An 11,144-nucleotide genomic window follows, 5' to 3' on the forward strand; every position below is an offset into this window, starting at 1 on the left:
ACCGTTCTGCTGACCTGGGCGGCGGCCGATCACGAGGGCCCGGCCACGGAATCGAGTGCGGTGGACCTGGATTCGGTGCGCGGCGACCTCGCCGAGGTACGGGCCCGGCACGCGACGACGCTGGACGCCGAGCGTGCCACGGCCGTCGCCAAACGGCATCGACTCGGTCGCCGTACGGCCCGCGAGAACATCACCGACCTGGTCGACGACGGCAGCTTCGTCGAATACGGCGCACTGGCGGTCGCCGCCCAACGCAGCCGCCGCAGCCTCGAGGACCTGATCGCGAACACCCCCGCGGACGGCCTGATCGCCGGGGTCGCGACCATCAACGCCGACCGCTTCGGCCCGAACCGGTCGCGGGCGATGGTCATGTCCTACGACTACATGGTGCTGGCGGGCACCCAGGGCATGCGCAATCACGTCAAGACCGACCGCATGCTGGAACTGGCTCGCGAGCAACGACTTCCACTGGTGTTCTTCACTGAGGGCGGCGGCGGACGCCCCGGCGACACCGATCACGGCGGCATCTCCGGACTCGATGTCACCACCTTCCGCGCCATGGGCGCGCTCTCGGGCAAGGTGCCGTTGATCGGCATCGTGTCCGGGCGCTGCTTCGCCGGAAACGCGGCCCTGCTGGGCATCTGCGATGTCGTGATCGCCACCCCGGACGCCAATATCGGCATGGGTGGCCCGGCCATGATCGAGGGCGGCGGGCTCGGGGTGTACAAGCCCGAGGACATCGGCCCGGTGGAAGTGCAGCGCCGCAACGGGGTCATCCACGTGGTCGCCGCCGACGAAGCCGAGGCGGTGGCGGTCGCCAGCCGCTACCTCTCGTATTTTCAAGGGGCACTCGAGGAGTGGGAGGCCCCGGATCCGCGCCTGTCCCGGCACGTGGTGCCCGAGAACCGGTTGCGCGCCTACGATATCCGCGCCGCCATCGAATCCATCGTGGATGTCGGGTCGGTGCTGGAGTTGCGCCGCGACTGGGGTGTGGGCGTGGTGACCGCGCTGGTGCGGGTGGAGGGCCGCCCGTTCGGGCTCATCGCCAATGACTGCCATCATCTGGGCGGCGCGATCGACGCACCCGCCGCCGACAAGCTGAGCGCGTTCCTGCGGCTCTGCGGCGAACACCGCCTCCCCATCGTCTCCCTGTGCGACACACCGGGTTTCATGGTCGGCCCCGAGGCCGAGGAGCACGCCACCGTCACCAAGTTCAGCCGCCTGTTCATCGACGCCGCCGCCCTCGAGGTCCCCTTCGGCACCGTCATCCTCCGCAAGGGCTACGGCCTGGGCGCACAGGCCATGGCCGCGGGCTCCTTCCGCGCACCCCGCTTCGTGATCGCCTGGCCCACCGGCGAAATCGGCGGCATGGGTCTGGAAGGCGCGGTCCGCCTGGGCTTCGCGAAGGAACTCGCGGCCTTGGAGGACCCGGTCCAGCGGCAAGCCGCCTTCGACGCGCTCGTCAAGGCCGCCTACGACGCCGGTAAAGCCCTCACGGCGGCAACGGTTCTCGAACTCGACGACGTCATCGACCCCGCCGACACCAGGCGCTGGCTCCGCACGCTGCGCTGAACAGCCACCCCTCCGACACGCGGTCCCGGGGCATCCCGCGGCCGGTCGGAGCGGCGGTCAGCTAGAGCGGCCGCGCAGGCGGCGGTAGAGCGCGTAGCCCACCGTGAGCGCCGCGACACCGCCCAGGGAACGTCCGGCGCTGAGGTAGCGGCGGCGGCGCGACCCGTTGGTGCGCAAGCGCAGTCGCTCCTCGGTGAGGTCGGCGTAGCGGCCGGGGAGCAGGGTGTCGAAGTATTCGGAGACGAAGTTGTCGGTGCGGCGGGTGGGGAGGCCCATGTCGCGCATCAACTCGTCGATGTGGTGGGTGAGATGGGGACCGAGGTAGTAGCCCTCGGGGCGGGCGGGCATGGCCTCGGTCAGCCAGCGGCCGACACGCGTTATCTCGCTGTGCATGTCGTCGACCTTCGGCAACACCAGCTCGCCCAGGAAATGCTGGGACAGCCAGTGCGCGGAGACTTCCGCGGTGAGCTGGCAGGCGTCGGAGGAGCCGTAGCCGATGAAGCCCAGGCGCGGCAGCGTCGGCGGCAGGATGTGGCGGTAGAGCCGGAAGCGGCCGTCCTCGCGGACGACCTTCTCCAGTTCGGGCGCGAGGAATTCCAGTTCCTGCCGCCAGCCGGTGGCGAAGACGACGAGATCGGCGTCGAGCCGCCCGCCCCCGGCCAGCTCGACCGCGGTACCGCCGGGGAACGCGGCGATGGTGTCGCGCCGCAGGGCGATCCGGCCGCGCCGCGCCATACGGAAGAACTCGTCGCTGATGCCGAGATTCTCGATCCCGGCGGGCAGCGGCGCGTCGGGAACCATGGCCTTGGGACAGCGCAGCGCCAGCCGGATGAACGCCGACACTCCCCGCCAGTACCGCTCGGTGATCCCCTGGCCCGGACCGTGCAGGAACCGTTCGATCCGGTTCTGCCGGTGATAGCGGAAGAACGATTCGGCGAAGCGATTCAACACGATTCGATCCGCGGGCGTGCCGCCGGGCAGGAAGCGCGGCAGCATCGGATACGGCTTGCGGAACACCAGGGTGCACTCGCGCGCGTGCTCCCCCGCCCAGGCCGCGCAGTCCAGCGCGGACTTCCCGGCCCCGACCACGATCACCCGTTTGCCGGTGACCAGTGCGGGATCGGTGGTCCGGCTGGAATGCAGCAGCAACCCCCCGAACTCGTTGCCGCCCTCGATGACCGGGACCTGCGGCGTGGAGAACACGCCCGCGCACACCACCACGAAGTCGAAGCGCAGATCCTCGACCCCGTCGGGGCCGCACACCTTCACCTCGAAGCCGTCCTCGATCTCCGACACCCGGATCACCTCGGTGGACAGCCGCAGCAGCGACGCCAGCCCGAAGCGCTCCACGTAGGAGGCGAGATAGTCGCGCACCTGCGGCGCGGTCGGGAACACGTCGGCCGATTCCGGGTACGGATGCTCGGAGTAGGCGTAGGTGTCGCGGGAGTTGTTGGTGCGCAACCCCGGATACGTGCGCGCCTCGACCCAGACGCCGCCCGCCGCGTCCTCCTTGTCGAAGACGACGACCTCGAATCCGTCGTCCCGCATCACCTTCGCGGTCACCAGCCCCGCAATGCCCGCGCCGATGATCCCGACGCGTGTGCCACCCGTACTCGCCACGTCCGATTATCCCCTCTGGACCTGCACGTTTCGGGCCACACGCTACGGCAGGGAGAAGCCGCGCGGTACGCGTTCGAGCGACTCGCGAGGTATCACGAACTCGGGAGTGTCGTGATCATTCGGGCGCGGCGGAGTTCACCGCCGCGAGAATGAGATCCGCAACCGCACCGGGAACCGACACCGCGACCGCGTGCGAGGCGTCGATCTCGACGCTGCGCGCCCCGGCCCGCTCGGCCATGAACCGCTGCGCCTCGACCGGAATGTTCTTGTCCGCGCTGGTCAGCAGGGCGTAGGCGGGAACCGTCCGCCAGGCGGCGGCCGCGGCCGGCTGCTCCAGCGCGGCCAGTGCGACGGGACGCTGGGTGCGGGCCATCAGTTCCGCGGCGGCGGCGGGCACATCGGCGGCGAACTGCCCCGGGAATTCCTCGGCGCGGATGACGAGTTCGGTGCCCTGACCGCCGTCGGGCAGCGGGTAGACCGCGGGGCGGGTGGTCGGTCCGAGGGTGGAGCCCGGGAACTTGTCGGTCAACTGCAGCGCGCTCTCGCCGATATCGGGAATGAACGCGGCGATGTACACCAGCGCGGCGACATTCGACTTCCCCTGCGCCGCAACCGTGATGACGCTGCCACCGTAGGAGTGCCCCGCCAGCACGACCGGCCCCTCGACGGTGTCGAGCACGGAGGCGACGTAGGCGGCGTCCGCGTCGAGGCCGCGCAGCGGATTGGCCGCCGCGATCACGGTGTGCCCCTGCTCCAGCAGTCGTTCGATGACGCCGTTCCAGCTGGAGGAATCGGCGAACGCGCCGTGCACCAGCACGACGGTCGGCTTGCCGTTGCTCATGAAATGCTCCTTGATCTCGGTGAAAAGGGGGCGCCAAGGCGGATGCTGCTGTGACTCACACAGTTTCGGTCGAGCGAACCCTTCCGCGCCCCTCGTTACCGGCCGAGATTGCCACCGATCAGGACACGGCGGCCGCCATCATCGTCTCGGGTGCGGTCATCAAACCCGTAGAGCGGAAACGTTGTTGGTACTTTCGCGGCGAGACGCCCAGGCGCGCGACGAACGCCCGGCGCAGGGCTTCGCTGTTACCGTAACCGGCCGCGATGGCCGCCTCGGTGACACTGCTGCCCGCATGCAGCAAATCGCGGGCGACACCGAATCGGATGTAGGCCACGTACTCGGCAGGCGAATGCTGGAGTTCGGCGCGGAACAAGCGCGTCAGATGCCGGACGCTGACCCGGGCCGCGGCGGCCAGCGACTGGACCGTATGCGGTGCGGCGGGATCGGCGCAGATGGCGTCGACCACCTTGCGCACCAAGGGGCTTCGCGGCAGCGGCCCGCTCAGCGAGGCCGAGAACTGCGACTGGCCGCCCGAACGCTGCATCGGCACCACCATCAATTGCGCCACCCGGCGCGCGATGTCGGCCCCGTGATCCTCCTCGACCAGCGCCAGCGCCAGATCCACGCCCGCCGCGACACCGGCCGAGCTGTAGATATTGCCGTCCCGCACGAAGATGGCGTCCGGCTCGACCGCGATCGCCGGAAAGCGCCGGGCCAGATCCGCGGCGAACTTCCAGTGCGTGGTGGCGCGGCGGCCGTCGAGCAGTCCCAGCGCCGACAGGACGAAGGCCCCGCTGCACACCGAGGCCAATCGCCGGGTCTGCGAGGACAACCGGCAGGCCGCCGCCAGCACCTCGGGCGTCACGAAGCGCGAGGGCGGCAGTTCGCTGCCGGGGATCACGACGGTGTCGTATCGGATGTCGTCGGTGGCGGCCGCGCCGACGGCCATGCGCGCCCCGATCGAGGTCTGCACGTCCACGCCGTCGGGCGAGACCAGCACCACCTCGTACCCGTCCGCGCACTGATTGGCTTCGACGAACACCTCGGCGGGGCCGGCGAAGTCGAACATCTTGACCCCGTCGAAGACGAGGATGCCGACCCGGCGGCGGCACGATGCGGATTGGTTTGAGGACATGTCCACCAGTATTCTGGAGCCGCGCCTCCATAATCAAGGGACGTGAAGTACGTCGCAGCTGAATTGGTACGGTGACGGCATGGGAAGGCCACGACAGTTCGACGAATCGGGCTTGCTCGATGCGGCGATCGAGCTGTTCTGGTCCCGGGGCTTCGACACCACCTCGGTCGAGGACGTGTCCCGCGCGACCGGCGTCGGCAACGGCAGCATCTACGCCGCCTACGGCAACAAACGCGGCCTGTTCCTGGCGGCGTTCGAACGCTATTGCGCGGCGCGCGCCCGCTTCGTCTGCGAGACGGTCGAATCCACGCCGGGCTCGGCCCGCGCCGCGATGCGCGCCCTGTGCCGGGCCGTGATCGAGGACTGCGCCGCCCACCCCGACCGCCGCGGCTGCCTCATGATCAATAGCATCGGACATCTCACGGGCCGGGTTCCCGAGGTCGCCACCATCGCGGCGCGCACCACCGCCACCATGGAAGACGGTGTGGCGCAACGGCTCCGGGCCGCCATGGGCGCGGCCGGGCCGGTCGACGAGGCCGAGCTGTCGGCCCTGAGCGCGGGCGTCGTCGTCACCACCCAGGGCCTGATCCAGTTGAGCCGCTTGGGAATAGACGCCGAACGCCTCGGCCGGATAGCCGAGGCGTCCATCGCCATGCTGCCGCCGGCCTGGGCGGACCTGACGGCGGCCTGATCCCGCTATGCGATAGGGAGTTCCGGAATCCGGGTGGCACGGGCGTAGACGGTCTCGCCGTCGGCCAGGTGCAGGGCCTCGGCGTCGCCGCGGGTCACCTGCGCGGTGAACAGGTCGCCGGTGGCCGCGTTACGCAACTCCACGCGCACCTCGAAGCCGAGGTGCACCACCCGCTCGACGGTGGCCCGGGTGACGCCCGCGGACTGCGCGGTGCCCTCGTGCGCGGCCAGCGCCATGCTGGGATCGCGGCCGACGCGAATATCGTGCGGCCGCACCAGGTGTCCGTTGAGCTTGGCCACCGCACCCAGGAACGACATGACGAATTCGTTGGCGGGCCGGTCGTACACGTCCTCGGGACTGCCGACCTGCTCGATGCGGCCCTTGTTCATGACCGCGATCCGGTCGGCCACATCCAGGGCCTCCTCCTGGTCGTGGGTGACCAGGACGGTGGTGACGTGGACTTCCTCGTGCAGTCGCCGCAGCCAGGTGCGCAGGTCCGCACGGACTTTCGCGTCCAGCGCGCCGAACGGCTCGTCGAGCAGCAGCACCTGCGGGTCCACCGCGAGCGCGCGGGCCAAGGCCATGCGCTGCCGCTGACCACCGGACAGCTGTGCCGGATAGCGATGCTGGAAGCCATCCAGGCCGACGATCTCCAGGAGGTCGTCGACCTTCTTCTTGATCTCGGCCTTGGGCCGCTTGCGGATCTTGAGCCCGAAGGCCACATTGTCGCGCACGGTCATGTGCTTGAACGCCGCGTAATGCTGGAACACGAAACCGATGTCGCGCTTCTGCGGCGACACATTGGTGACGTCCTTGCCCGCGATGGTGACGACCCCGTTGTCCAGGTTCTCGAGCCCCGCGATCGACCGCAGCAGCGTCGACTTGCCCGAACCCGACGGGCCCAGCAGCGCGGTCAGCTCGCCGGAGGGGATGTCGATGCTCACGTCGTTCAACGCGGCGAAGGTGCCGTAGCGCTTGTTCGCATTGGTCACGGTGATCATTTGGCAGTGCCCCGCTTGCGTTCTAGGAGGGTCATGAGCAGAAGAACAACGAGGGCGATGCCCATCAGCAGGGTCGCCGCGCAGTACGCGCCGAAGGTGTTGTGGTCGTTGACGTAACGCCCGTTCACCAGCAGGGTGAGCGTCTGCGACTTACCGGGCAGACCGGTGGACACCATGATCACCGCGCCGAATTCGCCCAGCGCGCGGGCGACGGTCAGCACGATGCCGTAGGTCAGGCCCCAGCGGATCGCCGGAAGCGTGATGCGCCAGAACGTCTGCCAGCCCGACGCGCCCAGCGTGGCCGCGGCCTGCTCCTGATCGTCGCCGATCTCGTGCAGCACCGGCTCCACCTCGCGCACCACGAACGGCAGCGTCACGAAGATGGTCGCGATGATCATGCCCGGCAGATTGAAGATGATCTTCAACCCGTGGCTCTCCAGCCCGCCGAACCAGCCGTTCGCACCCCACAGCAGGATCAGCGAAACACCCACCACCACCGGCGAAGTCGCCATCGGCAGATCCACCACGGCCTGCAGCAGATTGCGGCCGGGGAAGCGCCCGCGCACCAGCGCCAGCGCGATGATCACACCGAAGATCACGTTCACCGGCACCGTGATGGCCACGATGGTGAGCGTCAGATTGAACGCCGACACGGCCGCAGGGGTCGAGACCGAATCGACGAACGCGCCGATACCGTTCTCGAAGGTGCGCCACAGGATGATGCCCAGCGGCACCAGCAACAGCACGAACAGATAGGCCAGCGCGACCGTGCGCAGCGAAAGCTTCGCCCAGATACCGAGTTTCATCAGGCCGCCTCCCGTTCCTTGCGCGCCAGGCGATCCGCCGTGACCCGAAGAACGAACAGGGTGACCAGCGAGATCGCCAGCAGCGCCACCGAGACCGCGGCCGCGTTCACCGGACGGTCCACCTCGATCTGCTGCTGGATGTACTGCGAGGCCATCTGCGTCTTCTTCGGGATGCCGCCGCCGATGAGCACCACCGACCCGTACTCGCCGATGGCACGCGCGAACGCCAGCCCCGAACCGCTCACGATGGCCGGCGCCAGCGTCGGCAGCACGATGGTCCGGAAGGTGGTCCAGTTGTCCGCGCCCAGCGACGCGGCCGCCTGCTCCACATCCCGGTCGGCCTCGATGAGCACCGGCTGCACCGAACGCACCACGAACGGCAACGTCACGAACGCCAGCGCCACCACCAGACCCGGCTGGGTGGCGTTGAGATGGATGTCGAACGGCGACTGCGGCCCGTAGAGGGCGAGCAGCACGATGCTGGCCACGATGGTGGGCAGCGCGAACGGCAGGTCGATGAGACCGTTCACGAAACCCTTGCCCGGGAACTCGTCCCGCACCAGCACCCAGGCGATGAGCGTGCCCATCACCACGTTGATCACCGTCACGATGACCGACACGAGGACGGTCACCTTCAGGGCGTCCAGCGCGGCGGGCGCGGTGACCGCGTCCCAGAACCCGGACCAGCCGTTGTCGAAGGACTTGACGGTCAGCGCGGCCAGCGGCAGCAGCACGATGATGCTGAGCCACAGCACGGAGGTGCCGATGCCGAGCGGACCGACCGACCCGCTCACCTTCAGCCAGGACCGGAATCCGCCCCGGCCCGGCGGTCGCGGCGGGTTGTCGTCTACCGAAACGCCGGGACCACGATCGGTCCCGGCGCTCGAACTGCTGTCACTCACGGTTTCGAGTATCGCTTGTGTCGCAGGTCACCCGACTACTTGGTGGCCTTGTCGTAGATCTGCGCCACCGAACCGGTGTTCGGGGTGAACAGATCCTTGTCGACGGTCTTCCAGCCGCCCAGATCGGCGATGGTGTACAGCTTGGCCGGGGTCGGGAAGTCCTTGGCGTGGTCCGTGGCCACCTTCGGGTCGACCGGTCGGAAACCGGCCTCCGCGAACGCCTTCTGCGCGTCGGTGGTGTAGAGGAAGTCCCGGAAAGCGGTGGCCTGCTTCAGGTTCTTGGCGTTCTTGAGCACCGCGACCGGGTTGTCGATGCGGAAGGTGGTGTCGGGCACGATGTGCTCGATCGGGTCACCCTTCGTCTCGGAGAAGATGGCCTCGTTCTCGTAGCTGATCAGCACGTCGCCGGTGCCCTGCAGGAAGGTGTCGGTGGCCTCGCGGCCCGACTTCGGCTGCACGTGCACGTGGCCCAGCAGCTGGCTCAGGTAGTCCAGACCGGCCTGCGGGTTCTTGCCGCCCTCGCTCTTGGCGGCGTAGGGGGCCAGCAGGTTCCACTTGGCCGATCCCGAGCTGAACGGGTTGGGGGTGACCACCTCGATGCCCGGCTTGAGCAGGTCGTCCCAGTTCTTGATGGCCTTCGGGTTGCCCTTGCGGACCGCGATGACCACCACCGAACCGAACGGAACACCCTTGTTGGCGTCCGCGTTCCAGCTCGCGTCGACCTGACCGGAATCCACCAGGCGGGTGACGTCGGGCTCGACGGAGAAGCTCACGAAGTCGGCGTCCGCGCCGTCCTTGACCTTGCGGGACTGATCGCCGGAGGGACCGTAGGACGCCTGGAACTGCACGCCCTTACCGGCGTCGGTCTTGTTGAAGACCGGGGTCACCTTGTCGTAGGCGGCCTTGGCCACCGAGTAGGCGTAGAGGTTGACGGTGCCGCCACCGCTGGCGGCCGGGCCGCTGTCCTTGGTGTCGCTCGAGCCGCCGCTGCACGCGGTGAGCACGGTGGCCGCGACCGCGGTGAGAGCGACGGCGAAGGTAGATCGGCGGGAGAGACGAATATTGCGGGACATCGGCGTGGACCTTTCCGGGGAACCCCGCCGGTGGTCACGTCGACCGGCGGGAAGCTGCGTACTGCCGTAGACCCGTCACGCGAATCACGCGACGGTGGCGCTGTGGCCCGAGGGCCGCCGGGGGGACGAACACGAACTGCGAAAAGGTGTGCGCGCCAGTCTACTCAGACGGTGTGCAGCAGTGCCCGGTCGGCAATCAACGACAGTGAATGTCGGCGACCACGAGGCAGCCCACAGCAATCAACGCCAATTCATGGCGGACCTGGGGCACAACACTCGATGACACGGGGCAGACTGTAGCAGAGCGACCCGTTACGCCGCGAATCACCGGAATTTTCCGGGAAATCCGGTTGTCCTGAGATCCTTGGGGGAAACAAATGTCCACACCTGCTCGTCTGCGCCGGGAGTTCCCCGGCATCTCCACCCGTGCCTGGGAGCATCCCGCCGATCGCACCGCCCTGGTCGGGCTGCGGCAGCTCAGCGGATTCGACACGCTGTTGCGCACGCTGTCGGGGTTGTTGCAGGAGCGCCAGCATCGGCTCATGTACCTGGCGACCGCGGTCCGGGTGGACGAGCGGCAGTTCAAGAACATCCATCAGCTGCGCGAGGACGCCGTCAAGATCCTGGACGCACAGCGCACGCCGGAGATGTTCGTCCTGCAGCATCCGAGCGCCAATGCCTTCACCATCGGCATGGACCGGCCCTTCATCGTGCTGACCACCGGGCTGCTGGATCTGCTGGACCCCGAGGAACTGCGTTTCACCGTCGGCCACGAACTCGGCCACGCGCTCTCCGGGCACGCGGTGTACCGGACCATGCTCATGCACCTGATGCGGCTGGCGGGCAGCATCGGCTGGATGCCAGTGGGCGGCTGGGCTTTACGGGCCATCGTGGCCGCCCTGCTGGAATGGAGCCGCAAGTCCGAGCTCTCGGGCGACCGGGCCGGGCTGCTGGTCGGGCAGGACGTCGAGGCGTCGGTGCGGGTGCACATGAAGCTGGCGGGCGGGTCACGGGTGGACGAGATGAGCCACGCCGCCTTCCTGGCCCAGGCCGACGACTACGACCGCGCGGGCGATCTGCGCGACGGCGTGCTCAAACTGCTGAACCTGGAACTGCAGACGCACCCGTTCTCGGTGCTGCGGGCGGCGGAACTGCGGCGCTGGATCGCCAGCGGCGACTACGACCGGATCCTCGACGGGCAGTACCCGCGCCGCGATCAGGACAAGGACGCCCGCATCAGCGAGGAGATCAAACACGCTGCGCGGGCGTACCGGGAGAACTTCGAACAGTCCGAGGACCCCCTGATCCGCACCGTGCGCAACCTCGGCCGGGATGTCGGCGAGACGATCGGCACGGTGGGTCAGGAAGTCAGCGAGACGCTTTCCAAGCTGGGCAAGCGAATCCGAGGTGGGGGCGGGGCTGGTGCTGGCGCGGTCGGCGCGGTGGCAGCGGGATTTGGAAGTACTGATGGGGATGGATCCGACTACCACTTCGGGATATCTG

Annotated in this window: 11 protein-coding genes; 3 read left to right on the plus strand and 8 right to left on the minus strand. The window is 68.5% G+C overall.

The genetic code is table 11. From position 1 onward, the window contains the following. Nucleotides 1-1,572 (plus strand): acyl-CoA carboxylase subunit beta (locus ACWELQ_RS24105; protein ID WP_452399313.1); only part of this gene is annotated, 1,572 nt, incomplete at its 5' end. Between the two features lie 57 nt (nucleotides 1,573-1,629). Here ACWELQ_RS24105 and ACWELQ_RS24110 read toward each other — a convergent pair. The 3 genes from ACWELQ_RS24110 to ACWELQ_RS24120 all read right to left on the minus strand — a co-directional run bounded on the left by ACWELQ_RS24110 (nucleotide 1,630) and on the right by ACWELQ_RS24120 (nucleotide 5,168). Beyond that, on the minus strand, nucleotides 1,630-3,192 hold the full coding sequence (locus ACWELQ_RS24110; protein ID WP_452399314.1) for a flavin-containing monooxygenase: 1,563 nt from the start codon (nucleotides 3,190-3,192) through the stop codon (nucleotides 1,630-1,632). A gap of 115 nt (nucleotides 3,193-3,307) precedes the next feature. Then, nucleotides 3,308-4,033 carry an alpha/beta fold hydrolase gene (locus ACWELQ_RS24115; protein ID WP_452399315.1) on the minus strand — a complete coding sequence of 242 codons (726 nt, stop codon included), beginning with the start codon at nucleotides 4,031-4,033 and terminating at the stop codon, nucleotides 3,308-3,310. Nucleotides 4,034-4,151: 118 nt separating this feature from the next. Next, entirely contained in the window at nucleotides 4,152-5,168 is a 1,017-nt protein-coding gene (locus ACWELQ_RS24120; RefSeq protein ID WP_452399316.1) for a GlxA family transcriptional regulator, read from the minus strand. A gap of 79 nt (nucleotides 5,169-5,247) precedes the next feature. Here ACWELQ_RS24120 and ACWELQ_RS24125 point away from each other — a divergent pair, with 79 nt between their 5' ends. Beyond that, complete coding sequence (locus ACWELQ_RS24125; protein WP_452399317.1) at nucleotides 5,248-5,859, plus strand: TetR/AcrR family transcriptional regulator; 612 nt, start codon at nucleotides 5,248-5,250, stop codon at nucleotides 5,857-5,859. A 5-nt stretch (nucleotides 5,860-5,864) separates the two neighbouring features. On the opposite strand, the gene ACWELQ_RS24130 is transcribed toward ACWELQ_RS24125, so the two are convergent. The 5 genes from ACWELQ_RS24130 to ACWELQ_RS24150 all read right to left on the minus strand — a co-directional run bounded on the left by ACWELQ_RS24130 (nucleotide 5,865) and on the right by ACWELQ_RS24150 (nucleotide 9,927). Then, nucleotides 5,865-6,860, minus strand: coding sequence for a sulfate/molybdate ABC transporter ATP-binding protein (locus ACWELQ_RS24130; RefSeq protein WP_452399318.1), 996 nt, complete (start codon nucleotides 6,858-6,860; stop codon nucleotides 5,865-5,867). Next, the gene (gene cysW, locus ACWELQ_RS24135; protein ID WP_452399319.1) at nucleotides 6,857-7,666 is read right to left on the minus strand and encodes a sulfate ABC transporter permease subunit CysW; all 810 of its coding nucleotides are present in this window, start codon (nucleotides 7,664-7,666) and stop codon (nucleotides 6,857-6,859) included. Before cysW ends, ACWELQ_RS24130 begins: the two co-directional genes overlap by 4 nt. After that, on the minus strand, nucleotides 7,666-8,568 hold the full coding sequence (cysT, locus tag ACWELQ_RS24140; protein ID WP_452399320.1) for a sulfate ABC transporter permease subunit CysT: 903 nt from the start codon (nucleotides 8,566-8,568) through the stop codon (nucleotides 7,666-7,668). Before cysT ends, cysW begins: the two co-directional genes overlap by 1 nt. A 35-nt stretch (nucleotides 8,569-8,603) precedes the next feature. Then, a complete protein-coding gene (locus ACWELQ_RS24145) occupies nucleotides 8,604-9,641 on the minus strand; it encodes a sulfate ABC transporter substrate-binding protein (RefSeq protein WP_452399321.1) in 1,038 nt (345 codons plus the stop codon). Nucleotides 9,642-9,837: 196 nt separating this feature from the next. Further along, complete coding sequence (locus ACWELQ_RS24150; protein ID WP_324192512.1) at nucleotides 9,838-9,927, minus strand: Ms4533A family Cys-rich leader peptide; 90 nt, start codon at nucleotides 9,925-9,927, stop codon at nucleotides 9,838-9,840. A gap of 91 nt (nucleotides 9,928-10,018) precedes the next feature. On the opposite strand from ACWELQ_RS24150, the gene ACWELQ_RS24155 reads away from it, so the two are divergent. Continuing rightward, nucleotides 10,019-11,144: M48 family metallopeptidase (locus ACWELQ_RS24155; protein ID WP_452399322.1), on the plus strand; the 1,126-nt coding region annotated here is incomplete at its 3' end.

The organism is Nocardia sp. NPDC004722, assembly GCF_053601505.1.